The organism is Nostoc sp. ChiQUE01b (genome assembly GCF_034531255.1).
GTDB lineage: Bacteria > Cyanobacteriota > Cyanobacteriia > Cyanobacteriales > Nostocaceae > Nostoc.
Map to the genome: position 1 here is coordinate 24,247 of NZ_JAVRBM010000040.1, position 16,375 is coordinate 40,621.

19 protein-coding genes are annotated in these 16,375 nt (G+C 45.1%); 5 read left to right on the forward strand and 14 right to left on the reverse strand.

Annotated elements, in window-relative coordinates:
* Positions 1–169 precede the first annotated feature (169 nt).
* Genes RMY63_RS23820 through RMY63_RS23845 form a run of 6 tightly spaced genes read right to left on the reverse strand, consistent with a single transcriptional unit; the run spans position 170 to position 6,982 of the window.
* Complete coding sequence (locus RMY63_RS23820; RefSeq protein WP_322731083.1) at positions 170–2,143, reverse strand: response regulator; 1,974 nt, start codon at positions 2,141–2,143, stop codon at positions 170–172.
* Positions 2,136–4,286, reverse strand: coding sequence for an ATP-binding protein (locus RMY63_RS23825; protein ID WP_322731084.1), 2,151 nt, complete (start codon positions 4,284–4,286; stop codon positions 2,136–2,138). The genes RMY63_RS23820 and RMY63_RS23825 overlap by 8 nt, the downstream gene beginning before the upstream one ends.
* Positions 4,283–5,290 carry an ATP-binding SpoIIE family protein phosphatase gene (locus tag RMY63_RS23830; protein ID WP_322731085.1) on the reverse strand — a complete coding sequence of 336 codons (1,008 nt, stop codon included), beginning with the start codon at positions 5,288–5,290 and terminating at the stop codon, positions 4,283–4,285. Before RMY63_RS23830 ends, RMY63_RS23825 begins: the two co-directional genes overlap by 4 nt.
* 1 nt (position 5,291) lies before the next feature.
* Positions 5,292–5,690: an anti-sigma regulatory factor gene (locus RMY63_RS23835; RefSeq protein WP_322731086.1), complete on the reverse strand. Its 399-nt coding sequence runs from the start codon at positions 5,688–5,690 to the stop codon at positions 5,292–5,294.
* Positions 5,677–6,090 carry an STAS domain-containing protein gene (locus RMY63_RS23840; protein ID WP_322731087.1) on the reverse strand — a complete coding sequence of 138 codons (414 nt, stop codon included), beginning with the start codon at positions 6,088–6,090 and terminating at the stop codon, positions 5,677–5,679. Before RMY63_RS23840 ends, RMY63_RS23835 begins: the two co-directional genes overlap by 14 nt.
* A 13-nt stretch (positions 6,091–6,103) precedes the next feature.
* Complete coding sequence (locus RMY63_RS23845) at positions 6,104–6,982, reverse strand: STAS domain-containing protein (protein WP_322731088.1); 879 nt, start codon at positions 6,980–6,982, stop codon at positions 6,104–6,106.
* A 13-nt stretch (positions 6,983–6,995) separates the two neighbouring features.
* On the opposite strand from RMY63_RS23845, the gene RMY63_RS23850 reads away from it, so the two are divergent.
* The gene (locus tag RMY63_RS23850; RefSeq protein ID WP_322731089.1) at positions 6,996–7,160 is read left to right on the forward strand and encodes a hypothetical protein; all 165 of its coding nucleotides are present in this window, start codon (positions 6,996–6,998) and stop codon (positions 7,158–7,160) included.
* A gap of 448 nt (positions 7,161–7,608) precedes the next feature.
* Here the strand turns inward: RMY63_RS23850 and RMY63_RS23855 are convergent, their stop codons facing one another.
* A complete protein-coding gene (locus tag RMY63_RS23855) occupies positions 7,609–8,046 on the reverse strand; it encodes a YidH family protein (protein ID WP_322731090.1) in 438 nt (145 codons plus the stop codon).
* Between the two features lie 105 nt (positions 8,047–8,151).
* Between RMY63_RS23855 and RMY63_RS23860 the strand changes: the two genes are divergently transcribed.
* Positions 8,152–9,264, forward strand: a complete 1,113-nt coding sequence (locus RMY63_RS23860; protein ID WP_322731130.1) for an RNA-guided endonuclease TnpB family protein — start codon at positions 8,152–8,154, stop codon at positions 9,262–9,264.
* 81 nt (positions 9,265–9,345) lie between these two features.
* Entirely contained in the window at positions 9,346–10,014 is a 669-nt protein-coding gene (msrA, locus tag RMY63_RS23865; protein ID WP_322731091.1) for a peptide-methionine (S)-S-oxide reductase MsrA, read from the forward strand.
* A gap of 114 nt (positions 10,015–10,128) precedes the next feature.
* Here msrA and RMY63_RS23870 read toward each other — a convergent pair whose 3' ends face one another.
* Entirely contained in the window at positions 10,129–11,322 is a 1,194-nt protein-coding gene (locus tag RMY63_RS23870; RefSeq protein ID WP_322731092.1) for a serine/threonine-protein kinase, read from the reverse strand.
* A 156-nt stretch (positions 11,323–11,478) separates the two neighbouring features.
* A complete protein-coding gene (locus RMY63_RS23875; RefSeq protein ID WP_322731093.1) occupies positions 11,479–11,862 on the reverse strand; it encodes a hypothetical protein in 384 nt (127 codons plus the stop codon).
* Between the two features lie 127 nt (positions 11,863–11,989).
* Here RMY63_RS23875 and RMY63_RS23880 point away from each other — a divergent pair, with 127 nt between their 5' ends.
* Entirely contained in the window at positions 11,990–12,178 is a 189-nt protein-coding gene (locus RMY63_RS23880) for a hypothetical protein (RefSeq protein WP_229458644.1), read from the forward strand.
* Positions 12,179–12,294: 116 nt separating this feature from the next.
* Positions 12,295–12,666 (forward strand): addiction module antidote protein, encoded by a 372-nt coding sequence (locus tag RMY63_RS23885; protein WP_322731094.1) that lies wholly within the window; start codon positions 12,295–12,297, stop codon positions 12,664–12,666.
* Here RMY63_RS23885 and rfbB read toward each other — a convergent pair.
* The 5 genes from rfbB to RMY63_RS23910 all read right to left on the reverse strand — a co-directional run bounded on the left by rfbB (position 12,593) and on the right by RMY63_RS23910 (position 16,275).
* Entirely contained in the window at positions 12,593–13,654 is a 1,062-nt protein-coding gene (gene rfbB / locus RMY63_RS23890; protein ID WP_322731095.1) for a dTDP-glucose 4,6-dehydratase, read from the reverse strand. The two genes, RMY63_RS23885 and rfbB, sit on opposite strands and share 74 nt — an antisense overlap.
* A 61-nt stretch (positions 13,655–13,715) precedes the next feature.
* Positions 13,716–14,711, reverse strand: a complete 996-nt coding sequence (locus RMY63_RS23895) for a glycosyltransferase (protein ID WP_322731096.1) — start codon at positions 14,709–14,711, stop codon at positions 13,716–13,718.
* Between the two features lie 115 nt (positions 14,712–14,826).
* The gene (locus tag RMY63_RS23900) at positions 14,827–15,528 is read right to left on the reverse strand and encodes a DUF6391 domain-containing protein (RefSeq protein WP_322731097.1); all 702 of its coding nucleotides are present in this window, start codon (positions 15,526–15,528) and stop codon (positions 14,827–14,829) included.
* A 101-nt stretch (positions 15,529–15,629) separates the two neighbouring features.
* Positions 15,630–15,773 carry a histidine kinase gene (locus tag RMY63_RS23905; protein ID WP_322731098.1) on the reverse strand — a complete coding sequence of 48 codons (144 nt, stop codon included), beginning with the start codon at positions 15,771–15,773 and terminating at the stop codon, positions 15,630–15,632.
* A 238-nt stretch (positions 15,774–16,011) separates the two neighbouring features.
* Positions 16,012–16,275, reverse strand: coding sequence for a helix-turn-helix domain-containing protein (locus RMY63_RS23910; RefSeq protein WP_322731099.1), 264 nt, complete (start codon positions 16,273–16,275; stop codon positions 16,012–16,014).
* Positions 16,276–16,375: the final 100 nt, after the last annotated feature.

The window sequence follows — 16,375 nt, forward strand, 5'->3', positions numbered from 1 at the left end:
GCGCTAGCCTCTCCCTTTGGGAGAAGGGGAGACGCTGCGCGAACAAGTCGGCAGAGTCGCCCAACGCACTGGCTCCCCATGAGCGACTGCTGTTAGCGCAGCGTTAGCGATGCAGGAGCGTCACCCGAAGGGCTTCCCACACGGTACAAAAACCTTAAAATTCAGGTTGCTAAACCGTTATTATAGTCAAAATAGCCTGTATTAATACTTCTAGCTCAATTGGTTTAGAAATATGCTGTTGAAATCCGGCGGCTAGTGCTTGTTGTCGATCGATTTCTCCCGCATAAGCAGTCAAGGCGATCGCTGGAATTTCTCCGCCTTGATCGGGTGACTGTTTTCTAATTTGACGAATTAGTGTGTAGCCATCCATATCGGGCATACCAATATCACTGATTAACAAATCAAATTTTGCTTGTCCCAAATTGCTCAAAGCATCATGTGCTGAGTCCGCTTCAGTCACTTGTGCTCCGTACTGTTCTAAGATGAAGGCAATGAACTCGCGCGAATCTTTATCATCGTCTACAAGCAGTGCTTGCAATCCATTCAAATTCAAGTCTGAGCGATTGCGATCGCCAGTATTAACTTGATGCAATTTTGAAGCAGGGATCAGTGGCAGTTTGACTGTAAATACTGCTCCTTGCCCTTCTCCAGAACTCGCTGCCTGAACGGTTCCGCCGTGCAATTCAACCAAATGACGCACGATCGCTAACCCTAATCCCAACCCGCCAAATTTTCGCGTCGTTGTGCCATCGGCTTGGCGGAAGTAGTCAAAGACGTAGGGTAGAAAGTCACTAGAGATACCCTTACCAGTGTCGCTGATAGTGATTTGAGTGTATTCTACAGGATGAGTATCGACTTCATCCTTTATACTTTCTAACCGCACCTCTACTTGACCACCCTGTGAGGTAAATTTAATCGAGTTAGAAAGTAGATTCCAAACAACTTGTTGCAGGCGACCAGAATCACCCAATACTTGCCCAACATTCGGTTCAAATATTGTTTGAATCTGAATAGATTTAGCTTCAGCAGCAAGCCGCACGGTTTCAAGGGCAGCTTTGATAGTAAAAGTGAGACCGACTGGAACTGTGTTTAAACTCAACTTGCCTTGGAGAATGCGCGATACATCGAGCAGGTCTTCGATTAGTTGTGCTTGCAGTTTCGCGTTGCGCTCGATCGTTTCGAGGGCGTACTGAGTTTTGGCTGCATCCTGGTGACTCGTTTGCAGAATTCTTGCCCAACCTAGAATCGGATTCAGGGGCGATCGCAATTCATGAGATAGCACTGCGAGAAACTCATCTTTGATGCGGTTGGCTTGCTGCGCTTGTTCAGTCTGTTGCTGCAAAGAAATCATCAATTGATTGAGGCGATCATTCTGCTCTTGCAGCAAGGCTGATGCTCGCTTACGTTCGGTGATATCGGATAGGATGAAAACGGCGCCTGTGAGAGTCCCATGCTCATCAAGTACCGGGTCGATGGTTTTGGCAAACCACTGTCCTTTCGCCTGAAATTCCAGAACTTGCCGTTGGTGGGTTTCTTTCGCCCGGCGAAAACAAGTGCCATCGCCGATTCCCAATTCTGCGTCCATCAATTCATGGTGAGCACAACCTAAGATTTCGTGGGAGGGCTTGTCAAAAAGCTGCATCATCGCTCGATTACAGCGCAGAATTATACCTTCTCGGTCTACCAGAGATACGCCGTCGTTGATCGAGTCAAAGGTGGTTTGCCACTCCCGCGCTGAGGACAAAGCAGCTTCCTCCGCTCGACGAATTCGCAGCAGCGATCGCAAAGTGGCAAGTAGTTCAATCGGTTCAACGGGTTGTGCTAAATAGGCATCAGCACCACTGTCTAAGCCTTCTGCTTTATCCTGGCTTTGGACAAAACTTGCAGAAAGGTGTAGCACAGGGATAAAAGCCGTTTCCGGGTTTGCCTTAATTTGGCGACAGACTTCAAAGCCACTGATATCTGGTAGTTGGACATCTAAAATTATTAAGTCAGGCTGAAAGTTCGCAACGGCTTCTAATCCTGTCGTTCCAGTTGCCGCTTCCACGACGGTAAAGCCTGCATTTTGCAAAATCCGGGTAACAACGTAACGATTGGCTTCGTTATCATCAACATGCAGGATCGTAACTCGTGGCTCAGACATGACTTTCCCTTGAAACCTCTAGAACAAGTCCGGCTTTGACGAGCGCATCTTGAAGTTGGGCAATCGCCGTCCTTTGAGAGCCTGTTTCTTTGGAAACAATCGCAATGCTTTGTTTCGCTAATTGGCTATGCACTTCTGCATCCAGTTGAGCAGATGAGTGAACGATTACAGGAATTGACTGAGTGATGGAATTGTTCTTAAGCTGCTTGAGTACATCAAACCCGCCGATCGTTGGCATCTCCAAGTCCAGCACGATCGCGTTTGGCTGCTCCCGTTGTGCCAAATTTAATCCTTCCTCTCCGTTCGCGGCTTCTAAAATACTCAACGGTGTATTTATCAACAATTGTTTCACAATATACCGATAAGCGGGGTCATCGTCAATTAACAAGACCTTTTGAGGCTTGTTCTCAGTAATTAGCGTATTGAGTTTGTTCAACAGGGGCAATCTGTCTACCGGCTTAATTAGAAAACCGTCTGCTCCTAGCGCCAGTGCTTGCTTCTCGTTATCAACAATGGTAATCACAAGTACAGGGATAGTGCGAGTCGTTTCATCTCCTTTGATTTCTCGCAAGAACGTCCAGCCGTTTTGCCCCTCCAGCAAAATATCTAGCATAATCGCTGCCGGTCGAAATTGTTGTAAGGCTAGCCTTGCCTGAGCTAGGGTGCGGGTAGCAATCAATTGATAGGTTGATTCCTGAAGGTGCTTTTCGTAAATAAATAGGGTTTCTGGATGATCTTCAACCACCAAAATGGGCAGGCGAGTTGGCTCAACTGATGCAATTGGTTGCAGTACGGTGGTCAATTCGGTGGCATCTGGGTAGACGATGGGAATCAAGGCTGTAAAGGTAGAGCCTTCACCGGGCTGACTTTTCACCGAAATGCTGCCGCCGATTAGCTCTGCTAGCTTGCGCGATAACGGCAATCCTAACCCGGTTCCCTTCACCTGCTTTTGCAGAGGGGACTCAATTTGCATAAAATCCTCAAAAATCCGCTCTTGATCGGCGGGAGCAATGCCGATGCCTGTATCAGATACAGAGAAGGTGACGGTATGACCCGTTTGTACAGCAGTGACACGCACCTCTCCCTGCTCGGTAAATTTGAGCGCATTCGAGACAAAGTTTCTCAGAATTTGAGCGACTTTCCCCTCATCGTTATAGAGGGGCAAAATACCTTCAGGTTCCTCGACAATCAGCGCTACAGAGGAGCCTTGAACCAATAATGGGCGCAGCATCCCCCGCAGCGTGGCAAACAAGTCACTTACTTCAAAAGAACTGGGACGCACTTCAATTTTTCCAGCTTCTACCTTTGCCAAATCCAGTAAGTCGTTGACCAGTTCTGATAATCCGCTTGCCGCCTTTTGGATGAATGTCACCTGCTTTTCTTGCTCGAGAGTCAAATCGCCATCCATCCCTGCTAGCAGCATCCGAGAGAGGGAGAGAATCGAGTTGAGCGGCGTGCGAAACTCGTGACTCATGTTCGAGAGAAAGCGGGTTTTTAGCTCGTTTACCTGTTGCAGGGAGCTGGCTTTCTCATCCAGTTCTGCATAGAGGGCAACCACACCGCGATTAGTATCTTCCAGTTCCTGATTGAGTTGGCTCAGTTCTTCCTCACGCTTGCGTAACTCTGCCATTGCCCGAAGTAATTCCTGGTTTTGCTGCTGGATTTCTTGATATGGATTTTCGGGCGATCGCCCAATTACGGTTTCTCGAATCTGCTGCAATTGGGAATCGGTAAAAGTAGGCGTGCGCTTTGACAACCTTTTGCCGATTGTTACCGTTGTTCCTTGCTGCGGCAGCGATTCAATCTCAAAGAAATCCATCAACCTGCGGGTGCCGACGATGCCTAGCCCCATTCCTGTATCAGAGGTGTAGCATCCGGCCAAAATGTCTGCTAAATCAGGAATGCCCCCACCTCGGTCTTGAATCCGAATCAGAAACGTCTGAGGCTCTCCGGCCACGCCAAATTCAACCGTTCCGCCTTTGGCATATTGAAAGGCGTTGCGGGCAATTTCGGAAACTGCCGTTGCCAATCGCGCCCGATCTTGAGCATCAAAGCCTAACTGCTCGGCGATCTCACGAGTTCGTTGCCGAGCTTGCACAACATCCTGTTCGTACTGGATGGCGATCGTAAAAATGCTTGTCATTTGCCCATTCCTTTGGCGACTAACACTGTCACATCGTCTCGCTCTCGGTTAAAGTCTCGGTATAGCACACCTGCAATCAGACTGGGATGTTTTTGCATCAAGCCTGGATAGCGATCGAGCTGCCACTTAGCGCCTAATCCGTCAGAATGCATAATTAAAAGTCCATTGGCATACCAAGAATAGCTAAACTCTTGAATTTTGCGGATTTCATGTCCGACCGTGCCATTGTGAGATGGCAGATTGTGGTGCTCAGTAAAGGAGAAAATACTAGCAGCAATATTGCCAATTCCAGCAAAGCAAAGAGACTGCTGTTCAAAGTCGATTTCGGCAATGGCCAGTGCCGCTCCGCGTGTACTTCGCAAGGCGGCGTGGGCAGCTTTGACGATCGCACCAGGAGAATGCTGATAATGTTCTTGAAACGTTCTCACGGCTGCGTCAGCAGCACTGGCAGCCGCAGGCCCATGCCCTAAACCATCGGCTACTAGCAACAGACTGCGACAATTATCGACTTCACAGATCCAGGCATCTCCTGAAACCTCTTCTCCTCGTTTGGGCAAACAGATCGCTCCAATTTCTAAAATCTTCTCAGGTAGATGGGGGGCTGGGTCTGGCCAGAGGTGAGCGAGGAGTGCTGTTCCTTGGTTGGGAATGGAGTAAATTTCAAATAAACCAGAAAGACGACGAATTGCCCCCATTCCATTACCTAAAGTTCCGGCTGTGGAAAAGCCATCTTGCAAACACTCATCCACATCCACCATTCCCCGCCCTTTATCTAGTGATAAGATTTCAATGCCAATTCTGGAATGTTGCTTGAGCGATCGCAGCAGCACTACTCCGCCGCGGGCGTGCTGTACCAAATTGTTAGCAACCTCTGTCACCACAATACCAACCTTGCTCCTTTCAGCTTCTTGAAAGCCGAGCTTAGTTGCCAAAGCGATCGCTGCTCGACGAGCTTCTCCGGTCTGGCTGGATTCAGTAATTGTGAAAGCGACAGATTCTTTCATTTTATTTCCATCGTACAATTGTTACCTGTGTCCCTTCTCCCACCACAGACTGAATTTCAAACTCGTTGGCAAGTCGTTTGGCACCACTCAGCCCCATACCCAACCCGCCCCCGGTTGTGAACCCATCCCTAAGCGCCAACTCAATATCGGGAATTCCCGGCCCCCGATCTTCAAAGGTTAGCCTGAGTCCTCGTCGTCTCCCTTGCTCAAGAGTTTCTAGTTTTACTGTGCCGCCTCCACCGTAGTCTAGGGTATTGCGAGCTAACTCACTAGCGGCAGTCACAATTTTAGTTTGGTCTACTAAGCCAAAGCCAATCTCTACGGCCAGCTGGCGCACGGACTGCCGAACTAAAACTATATCTGTAGAAGATTGAATGTTAATCGTTTCAGTCTTCTGCATCGTCATCTGCACGCCGTTTCGTGGCAGTGATTTGATTTGTAGTTTGATTGAGTGACGATCGCAACAGTGCCATACCCTTTTCAACGTTTAGGGCAGTGCGAATGCCCGTCAGCGACAGCCCCAATTCCACTAGGGTGATTGCTACGGCGGGCTGCATCCCGACGACAACCGTCTCAGCATCCAGCACCCGTGACATTTTAGCAATATTACCTAAAATCCTCCCAATGAAGGAATCAACAATCTCTAATGCAGAAATATCAATTAATACACCGTGAGCGTGAGTTTCAGTGATGCGGCTGGTCAGGTCGTCCTGTAACGTTATGGCGAGGCGATCGTGCATATCTACCTGAATTGTCACAAGCAGGAAATTGCCCATTTTGAGTATAGGAATACGTTCCATTGCTTCCTTCGAGCTATTTGGATTGAGAGCGGGTAATGGTCGTTCCCAACCGTTTTAGCGCCGTGAGAAAGGCATCGGCTAACGTTGCTTTCGTGACTACATTTGCCAAATCAATGCCGAGATAGACGATGGTTTGGGCAATTTGCGGACGAATGCCACTGATCATACAATCGGCTCCCATGAGACGGGCGGCAGTAACGGTCTTGAGCAGATGTTGAGCAGTTAGGGTATCAACAGTGGGAACCCCGGTAATGTCAATGATGGCAACTTCCGAACCTGTTTCGACAATTTTCTGCAATAACGATTCCATCATCATTTGAGTGCGGGCACTATCCAGAGTGCCGATTATCGGCAATGCCAAAATTCCCTCCCAGAGTTTAACCACTGGGGTAGACAGTTCCATCAACTCTTCCTGCTGCCGCAAAATCACCTCTTCCCGCGTCTTTTGATAGACTTCAATTGTCAGCAATCCTAGCTGATCTAGTAAGTTTGTGGCTAACCAGATATTTTCACCCAATTCAATGGGATCTTTCAATTGCTGACGCATTCGGTTGAAGAGGGGTTGCTTGAACGAAAAGACGAATATAGCCGTTTCTGACGGTGTGAAGCCATTTTGCGATCGCGATCGAGAAATGCTGGTCAGCATCTCCCGCATTTCCTGCCACGCCGCTGCCTGAATATTAGTCAAGTTGTCCTGCCCAACGGCAATCCGAAACAAACTCAGGAATTCCCGGCACTCCTCCTTTAGCTTGGCTTCTTTAATCAAGCCTCTACGAATATTCACAATGGCTAGTTCCTGAGTCCACTCCGACAGTAAGTCTGCCTCGAAGGCTTCTAATATGTCTGATATCTTACTTTCACTCATCGTTTCTGTGAGGGCAACCGCTTTCATTAGTTAAAAATCAGTGTATGACGATTCAGCCCAAGGTGAAAGCGATGATTACAAAAACCCTAAAAGCTTACTAGATATGAAGTGCGATAAATTGGGCAGACATACAGCAACGCCCAAGGTTGATTCAGAATCGGCAAAAAGTTACCAAAAAATGCGATCGTTTAAAAAGTGTATTTAACTGGTCGCGGCGATAGCGCAGCGTTAGCGAGTCCTCGAGCGTCGGAGTTTCCCACCATACTTTTATGTTGGTGGCGGGAGGAACGCCGCAAGGCTTACTGGGGACGGGAGCAACGCGAAAAAGTGAGATCATCGTGAAATGAGCTTCGGGAGCAAGGGTAGCAGGGGGAGCAGGGGGAGAAAAAGAATAGTTTAGTAATTTTTGCTACTTAATTAGAAATGAATACACTTATTTCTTTCTCTCCTCCTGCCTCAAGAGCCTCCCCTGCTTCCCCATCTCACAAAATCGCATTGCTCCCCTGGGGACTGGGGGCTGGGAAAAAGTTTTTTAAAATTTGGTGGAGGGTAAAAGCCCCCACCATAATATGAGCAATTTCACACCCAGTTCCCAATCCCTAATCCCCATTACCCCTTATCCCCAGAGGGGGCCCCACCATCCCCAGTCCCTTTTACTGCAAATTTCGAGACTGTGGTTGAAGGGGAACTGGAGAACGAGAAGGTACTTTATCGCGCCTTAAAAGTAAAGGAATACTGAAAAATCCTAAAATAATTACTACTCCAGTCATTATCCAAACCATTAACCTATTTGGTCTATAGTCGCCTCGTTCAATTTGCCAGAAAACTTGGTTGTATCGCCACGCAGCTAAGGCAATAGTCGAAATTCCAAAAATTACCAAAGCAACACCCAAATTTTCCGAGTTAGATAATGGCCTTACCGGAGGTTCTTGTTGAATAATAGCAATATTCAACTGGCGCAGAAATATACCAAATCGCGCGATCGCAAAACCAAAGCCAATTAATGCAATAGAAGTGCGTAACCAAGCAAGAAATGTACGTTCGTTCGCCTGATGTTCCCTTTGACGGTCAATTTTCGGTATTTTATCCATAATTATCTTCTGAGGCTAAGTTTGCCTTAAAAAGTATTCATAACATTGATGAATAGCATGGACTAACACCACACAGGACTTACGAGTCGTGATGCGTAAAGCCGCCTGCCTTTAGGCGGCGGATATAAGCACGCAATTGCTCTCCACAAACGGTACTACCGAATGTGGGGCAAGCATTTAATCTGTGCAAAACTTCAGTCTCATATTGCCAAATTGAGGAAACGCAACCCATTCTGGCAAACAGTAGGTTCTCAAGCAGTGCAAGATATCTGCCAACGCATTGAGAAAGCCTACCAATTATTTTTTAAACACAACAAAAAAGGAGTTAGACCACCGGGGTTTAAAAAGGTTAAGAAGTACAAATCATTCACCCTAAAACAAGCTGGTTATAAGTTTCTGGGTGGCAACCGAGTAAAAATTGGCAACAAGATTTACCAATTTTGTCAGTCTAGAGAGATAGAGGGAACAGTTAAAACATTAACTATTAAACGCACACCGCTAGGTGAATTGTTTATCGTTGTGGTTGTTGACGATGGTATGTATCCACAAATCAAGTTCACGACTGGTCAGATAGCGGGATTTGACTTTGGACTGCGTACATTCCTGACTTGCTCAGACGGCACTTGTCTTGAAAAATCGCTCCTCTTGGGGGAACCCCAAGACCGCGTTTTTCGCCAAATTGAGTCTCCCCAGTTCTTCAAACAATCACTCAATGCCATCAAAAAAGCAAATCGGCATCACTCTAAAAAGTTAAAGGGGTCATCCAATCGGGAACGAGCGAGGAAAAACTTAGTACGCGCACACGAAGACATAGCTAACCGCAGAACAGATTGGTTTTGGAAACTAGCGCATGATTTGACCAATAAGTTTGATGTCCTGTGTTTCGAGACGCTAAACCTCAAGGGCATGAAGCGTTTGTGGGGAAGAAAAATTAGCGATTTAGCACTTCGAGACTTTCTGAATATCCTGGAATGGATAGCAAAAAAGAAAGGGAAACTTGTGGTCTATATCGACCAGTGGTATCCTTCTAGCAAAACTTGTTCTTGTTGCGGACACGTTTTAGAAACTCTAGATTTATCGGTCAGAGAGTGGCGTTGTCCATCGTGTCAATCAGTGAATGGGCGTGATGAAAACGCCGCACGTAATATTCAAACTGTTGGGGCATCAATGGTTAGGTTAGGCGACGTAAGACGGTCTGAGACTGCGGTTACTGTTTGAGCCTAGAATCCCCCGTTTTCAAAACGGGGGAGTATGTCAAAATATTAAATAAGGTAAAGATGTATATCAGAGTCAAAATCAATGGCACTATTCGGATTTGGCAAAAAAGCAGTTATGCCTACACCTGAAGAAGCTTTATCAGGAAGGGCACAATCTATGTCAGTACCCGCCGCTCATTATGTTAACAAGAATCCCTTAAAACCTCCTTTTCCCGATGGATTAGAGAAGGCAATCTTTGGCTTGGGCTGTTTTTGGGGTGCAGAACGCAAATTCTGGCAACTTAAAGGAGTTTACACTACCGCAGTCGGTTACACTGCTGGTTTAACACCTAACCCCACTTATGAAGAGGTATGTAGTGGGCGAACCGGTCACAATGAAGTGGTGTTGGTTGTATTCGATCCCAAAGTGATTAGTTATGCCGAACTACTCAAAGTCTTTTGGGAAAGCCACAATCCCACCCAAGGGATGCGCCAAGGTAATGATACCGGCACTCAATACCGTTCAGGAATTTATGTATATTCCGAAAATCAAAAGCAGCTAGCAGAAGCATCGCGGGAAGCTTATCAGCAAGCCCTCAACGATGCAGGTTATGGCAAGATTACCACAGAAATCTTGGATGCACCTGAATTTTACTACGCTGAAGCCTACCATCAGCAATACCTGGCTAAAAATCCTAATGGGTATTGTGGTTTAGGAGGGACAAATGTATCTTGTCCCGTCGGTGTAGTTGAATCGCAAGTTAGCTATTAGCTGGGAAGCCCGCGCTCTATCGCAAGCGCGATGAGCGTCGGGTAATTCACAAGAAAGCAGGGGAGCAGACGAGAAGTAGCAGTAAGTCTTTCCCCTCTGGCCCAATGCCCTTACTTAAAATACAGATTTCAGCAAAGCGATCGCTCTAACCCACAACATAATACTAATGGGCGCTCCAAGTAAAATACCAGTGATCGCCCAGCCTCTCTGATGGGCTTTGAATTGTTCAATACTCCGCCATTGCCTACTTTTCCAAGCCCATTCATTGCCTTTTGCACCAAGAGCGATCGCCATTAACCACCAAGCATTAGGTACAAAACAGAATAAACCATACCACACTTGATTCGGCCACATCCACAACCAAGGCATCAGAAAAGCGCCCCAATTCCAACCAAGAATTTCCTCTGGGACTGTTTCATTTTGATTATTGATCCCACACCCAGAATTGTTGATGATTTCTTTTAACGGCAAAAGCTGATTCCTATTTGCAGATTTGACAGTCAGTCCTGATTTGAGGGCATTCAGCGCAAGGCTTGCACTAGTAAATCTTTGTTCGGGAGCGGGTTCTATCAACTTTTGTAGCCAACTGACAAAACTGGGACTGAGGTTAACTCGGTCTGTAAATTGTAGTCGCAAATCCTGCTGGGGTAAATCAGAGGGGGAAGTTCCAGTCAGCAAATGAATCAAAGTCGCTCCCAGTGCATATAAGTCTGAAGCCGCAACAGCTCGACCACCAAATTGTTCCATTGGGGCATAACCATAAGTACCGACAACGGTAAAAGTAACGCCTTCTCTTGCTGCTTTATCTTGAACTGCGCCAAAATCAACTAAATAAATCCGATTATCTTCGCCCCAGATTAAATTACTCGGTTTAATATCTCTATGCAACACTCCTGGATTCAATTCATGTAGATAGGTGAGAATATTTAAAACTTCAACAGCAATTTTTCTCGCTCGCTTTTCACTAAACCTTTTGCCAACAGCAAGTTTATCCTTGAGCGACTCACCAGGAATATATTCTTGTATTAAGCCAAACCAGAGTGTGCGATCGTCGATACAAAAATAATCTATATATCGAGGAATGCGGGGATGATTTAGCTGTTTAAGAATTTGTGCTTCCCTCTCAAAAAGTTTCAGGTCATCCCACTGTACAGTACCGCCAAAGGCCAAAAGTTTGACCACAACAATAGAATTTTCGTCATTAGAGGCTTGTAAATCTTTTGCTAGCCAAGTTTGACGAATTCCATTGTTGCCGAGTTGGCGTTGAATTTGATAACGATCTTGTAATATCTGTTCTGGTTGCAGCATCTGACACCTGCTGGCAATTTACGTTGATCTGATTCCCTTATATTCAAGGATAGTCATTATCTAGAAAAACTGTCGGAGCCAGATAATTTATAAATAGACATAAAAAAATCCCCGGTTTTAGGATGCCGAGGACTAGCTAGCAAGTTTAATTATGGTTTAGAGCATTCCCAGTATCTCTAGTGCTGTATCCAAATGCCATTTAATCCGATAGAGTCCAAATAACTTCTCTTGACTGTACCGTGCTGGGTACTCTAGCTTCCTTCCTTCCATCGTCACCTTAAGCAAGGCTGACTGCTCCGGTGTCGGTGTTCCCATCGCCTCTAGTGTCGCTTCTAGCGCTTCTACTTGAGAGAATATAGGAGACTTCAATCCTTTATTTTCTGATACTTGCTTGCAGGCTACAACAGGAAACGTCAGAAGTGCGTTAATGTAGGATGCTTTATCAGCAGGGTTTCCTATTGCTTGAATGCCGTACTGTATCAAACATAAATCGCGTAACGCTCTCAAGCTTTTAACTTCTAATTCTGTGCGTGTAAACATAAAATAGAGTTACCTCTTGTAAAAGTGGTATCGGTGGTGAACTAGTTTGCAAGACACGAACACCACCGATTTAAAACTCTATTCGCTTGCTATCTCGCAGTTCAAGTCTTATTCATATTTCTCAATAATGCCTAATCCTAAAGGTAATCCAGAAAATTTAAAAAACTTCACCACAGACAGAGAAAAACCATTAACCGAGCAAGTCAATCTGAGAGTTACCAAAGAAATGAAGGAAGAGATACAGAAACAAGATAACCCTCCTGAATTCTGTAGAGAAGCAATTCAAGAGAAGTTAGATAGGAATAAAGAGAAGTAGTAAACTACCCACACTGACCTTGCGGTACAGTGTGGGCTTTTAGTAGCCCTGAAGAATCTGTACACAGAATCAGGACATCGAAGACGCAAAAGCTTACTGGAAGGAGTACCTAAGCGGTGAGAAAATTTAGAACACTTGATGAATTTGAAGAAGAGTACTTCCGTAAGCGTCCGGAAGAAATCGACAATTATTTGACGGAGATATTTCAGGAATATTCAGAAGACAACGACTCCGGTGCTTTGTTGGCATCCTTGCGCGTCGTTGCTCGTGTACGAGGAATTAATGACATAGCCGATCAAATAGGCATGACATACCGGGGATTGCAAAAAGCCTTATCCAGTAATGGCAACCCGCGCCTTGAAAACGTCAATTCCATTATGAAGGCGCTGGGATATTTTCTCACACCAACTACCATTACAGATAATTTTTGCGATAGTAAGCTTGATATTCCGCAGACAGCAGAGGTTCCCACCAATGACGATGATTGAGATACCATTCAACAGTTAAACGTAAACCCTCAGCAATTGTTACTGAAGGCGTCCAACCAAGCTGAGTTTTAATTTTGTTTGCATTAATTGCATATCTTCGATCGTGTCCCTGTCTATCCTTAACAAAAGTAATCAACTGCTTTGCTGGATGTGTAGGTAAATCAGGTGCTAATTCATCCATCATTTGACATAAAAGTTGGACGAGATTAATATTTTCCACTTCATTATTGCCACCAATATTGTATGTTTCCCCTGGTTGACCATGATTGATTACCACATCTAAAGCACGGCAATGATCGCCCACATAAAGCCAATCTCGGACATTTTTCCCATCACCATAAACAGGTAATAGTTTCCCTATCAAAGTGTTGATACACATCAGGGGAATTAGCTTTTCGGGAAACTGATAAGGGCCGTAATTATTAGAGCAATTTGTGATAATTGTTGGGAGGTTGTAAGTATGGTAGTAAGCACGGACTAAATGATCGCTACCAGCTTTTGAAGCTGAATAGGGACTATTGGGAGCGTAGGGTGTGGTTTCACAAAAAGCTGCGTCATCTGCGCCCAGGCTACCGTAAACTTCATCAGTAGAAACGTGTAGAAAACGATAATTAGATGGCTGTGCTTTCGCCTGCCAATGTTGCCGAAAAGCTTCTAGTAAGGTGAAAGTTCCGACCACATTAGTTTGCACAAAAGCAGCTGGGCCAAGAATCGAACGATCAACATGAGATTCAGCGGCAAAATGGGCGATGGTATCAATATTTTCTGTTGATAATAGGTTGTCTATAATGGTGCGATCGCAAATATCCCCCTGCACAAACCGAAAATTCTCTCCACCCTCAACCAGCGCCAAATTTAGACGATTCCCCGCGTAGGTAAGAGCATCCAATACCACCACGCGATCGTCTGGATAAACCTGACACCAATGATGGACAAAATTCGCCCCAATAAACCCCGCACCCCCAGTAACTAATAACCGCCGATTCATTCAATTTCCTCTCTTGTCTCTGTTTTCTGTGCGCCTCTGCGGTTCATTTGTATTATTTGTATTACTTAAAATATTTCTTCCTCAGCTTCCCATATATCTTTTGAGCGAGTAATTTCGCCATCCGGATTTTAGTCAAATCCTTAATATTAGACGGCTGTTGAATTTTGTGGTCAAAAAACTCATTTAACTCATCCAAAATAACTTGGAAACGCTTAATAATGTTTTCAGTCCGATGCTCAACCAAAAACTCTTCAGACAAGCTAAAAACTCCTGAATATTCAATCACTTTCAAAATCCGTTGGACATCATATTCTTGAGAATATCCAGCAATTTTATAGCAATTAAATCCAGGGTCTAAGTAATCTGCTAGTCCACCGTTGACACTAGAAAATACTTGACAACCACAGGCAAGAGCTTCCATTGGTTGTAGACCAAATCCTTCACTAACACGCTGTTGTGCCCAGTACTCAGCAGAATCATAGAGGTAAACCTTAGCTCGGTTGAATAGTCCAGGTAAATCCTCTATGTATGAATCAACAACCAATACTTTACACCGTTTTTGCAACGCTGGAATCAATTCTTTAATTAAATACTCAGAAGACTTCCGAGCTTGAACTAAAACATCAATATCCCGTTCCAGACCTAAATTTTGAAACTCATCAGAAATTTGATTTGGCAAATAATAAATCAAAGAATTGGGTGATTTTTCTCCCCAATACCCCATTGTATAGCGGCTAACAGTCATGATTGGAATACTTGCAGGTAGTCTAAATGGATAACCTGCGCTATGTGCATGGTAAACGACATTGTATTGCTTAAGTTTAGCCACGAGTTGAGCTATATCAAATCCCCAACTGATCACAAAAATTACATCATTTAAATTTTTCTCTATTAGCAAATCATCAATATAAAGTTTACCTTTTTCCCGTTGACGGTAAGTTACAACATCAGCACTACAGAAATTCTGAGCTAGATTAAGCGCTTTTAACTCAGCCCAAAGACCACCACAGGCAAATTTGCTATCTGTACCGGGGAGTAAGAAGTAAAGTTTTCTCATACTTTTTTTATGGGAGTGGGGAGTAGGGAGTGGGGAGTGGGGGGATGGGGGAGCAGGGGGAGATGAGGGAGCAATATCTTCTTCATCCTCCTCATCACCCTCATCACCCTCATCCCTACTCTTGCCAGCCTACTTTAACAAAATGTGCCTCACGCCCCCAAACATCTCGTGTACGGGTAATATTTTCAATTGCTAGGTTAAAAGGAATGGCAGTTGTTAGGTAACGCTGTGCTATAGAACCTAAATCAGGTGCGAGTTCTGCGGCTGTCGTTGCCGCTAACCCCAAACCTATAAGTTGCTCGATTGGTCGAAATGGTAGCAACAGATGCACACCGACAGCTAGTCCAGCCGTTAAGAGCATTGCTACTGATAAATTTGTGCCACAACGGGGATGTACAGCCAAATCCCATTCTCCACTGGTGATGCGATATCGAGCAAGTGTGACTGCACGCCGCAAATCACTAATATTTACCTCACCATAGAGGTAGAATCCCTGCTCAGTAGATAAACCGCCTAATAGTTCATTATCTAGTTGAACGTTAGTGAATTCTGCTGGGGCAGAATAGGCGCTTTTTGATTCGCTAAGAACCCAAACAGTAGCATGTTCTAAAGCATGAACCTGCCGCAGCATCAAAATTTCTTTCAACCCTGGAATAAACGATAGCTGTCTGAGTAGGTCGGCATCTTGTGTGGGTTGCCAAAAGTCTGAAGATTGGTCTTCGAGACTCGGAACCTTCTCTGATACAGGTATCGTAAAATCAAAGTTAAAAAATTCAAAGGGAGACGAGCTACCCTGAAAAGAAGCGGAAGTATTCATTGGAACACTACTCCCAAAGCCGATGGGGCAACATAGATTTCTTTCAAATGTAACGCTTGCACCACTGAATTGTTGCTAATTTTTGTAGATGATTGTTTAGTTCAGGTATGGGGTATGGGGCATTGGGCATGGGGCATTGGGCATGGGGCATGGGGCATTGGGCATTGGGGATTAATCAATAATTCTTCTCCCCCTGCTCCCCCTGCTCCCCCTGCTCCCTCATCTCCCCATTCCCCACTCCCCACTCCCCACTCCCCATTCCTACATCTGTTCTGCTTAACAAGAAATTCTGATCTTTTTAGTTTCCGAGTCCGAGGGTCAGCTGGCTCCACTAACATAAACTCCGGCTGAGTGATGGACTCGGAACTTTTGGTAGAGTGTTCACACTGAAAACTTAGGCGTAAAGAGGGGAACAATCAGTAAAACTCAAAATTGGCTTGAATTTACTAGACCAAAGCAATTACGCTTTTACTAGTAAATTGTTTATTCAATCTGATTAGGCAGAGTACAGCAATTGACATCATTCAAACAGACTTTGCCCCACTGTAAAGCCCAGCGGACAAGAGCTACTCGATTATCTGTCTCAGTCTTAGTCAGAATATTACTGATATGGTTATCTACTGTACGCTTGCTAATCTCCAGTCTTGCTGCAATCTCTTGGTTAGTTAAGCCAGCGGCTACTAAGTCGATAATTTGCAGTTCTCTGTCTGACAGACTAACGGGGGTCTCAGACTTGCCACCAGCCATGACTATTTCTATCCTCCCTTGGTATATGTACTTAATCGCTCTTTCTAATTCTAGAAGATTCTTTTCTTGGTAGGGGTTTCAAGTGTTAGTAGTAATATGA

What these genes read in the sequence shown, in the direction of transcription:
- RMY63_RS23900 (WP_322731097.1), bottom strand. Translation starts at nt 15,528, where the DNA reads ATGAATACTTCCGCTTCTTTTCAGGGTAGCTCGTCTCCCTTTGAATTT.
- RMY63_RS23880 (WP_229458644.1), top strand. Translation starts at nt 11,990, where the DNA reads ATGCCTAATCCTAAAGGTAATCCAGAAAATTTAAAAAACTTCACCACA.
- RMY63_RS23875 (WP_322731093.1), bottom strand. Translation starts at nt 11,862, where the DNA reads ATGTTTACACGCACAGAATTAGAAGTTAAAAGCTTGAGAGCGTTACGC.
- RMY63_RS23830 (WP_322731085.1), bottom strand. Translation starts at nt 5,290, where the DNA reads ATGAAAGAATCTGTCGCTTTCACAATTACTGAATCCAGCCAGACCGGA.
- RMY63_RS23840 (WP_322731087.1), bottom strand. Translation starts at nt 6,090, where the DNA reads ATGGAACGTATTCCTATACTCAAAATGGGCAATTTCCTGCTTGTGACA.
- RMY63_RS23835 (WP_322731086.1), bottom strand. Translation starts at nt 5,690, where the DNA reads ATGCAGAAGACTGAAACGATTAACATTCAATCTTCTACAGATATAGTT.
- msrA (WP_322731091.1), top strand. Translation starts at nt 9,346, where the DNA reads ATGGCACTATTCGGATTTGGCAAAAAAGCAGTTATGCCTACACCTGAA.
- RMY63_RS23820 (WP_322731083.1), bottom strand. Translation starts at nt 2,143, where the DNA reads ATGTCTGAGCCACGAGTTACGATCCTGCATGTTGATGATAACGAAGCC.
- RMY63_RS23845 (WP_322731088.1), bottom strand. Translation starts at nt 6,982, where the DNA reads ATGAAAGCGGTTGCCCTCACAGAAACGATGAGTGAAAGTAAGATATCA.
- RMY63_RS23895 (WP_322731096.1), bottom strand. Translation starts at nt 14,711, where the DNA reads ATGAGAAAACTTTACTTCTTACTCCCCGGTACAGATAGCAAATTTGCC.
- rfbB (WP_322731095.1), bottom strand. Translation starts at nt 13,654, where the DNA reads ATGAATCGGCGGTTATTAGTTACTGGGGGTGCGGGGTTTATTGGGGCG.
- RMY63_RS23855 (WP_322731090.1), bottom strand. Translation starts at nt 8,046, where the DNA reads ATGGATAAAATACCGAAAATTGACCGTCAAAGGGAACATCAGGCGAAC.
- RMY63_RS23910 (WP_322731099.1), bottom strand. Translation starts at nt 16,275, where the DNA reads ATGGCTGGTGGCAAGTCTGAGACCCCCGTTAGTCTGTCAGACAGAGAA.
- RMY63_RS23870 (WP_322731092.1), bottom strand. Translation starts at nt 11,322, where the DNA reads ATGCTGCAACCAGAACAGATATTACAAGATCGTTATCAAATTCAACGC.
- RMY63_RS23825 (WP_322731084.1), bottom strand. Translation starts at nt 4,286, where the DNA reads ATGACAAGCATTTTTACGATCGCCATCCAGTACGAACAGGATGTTGTG.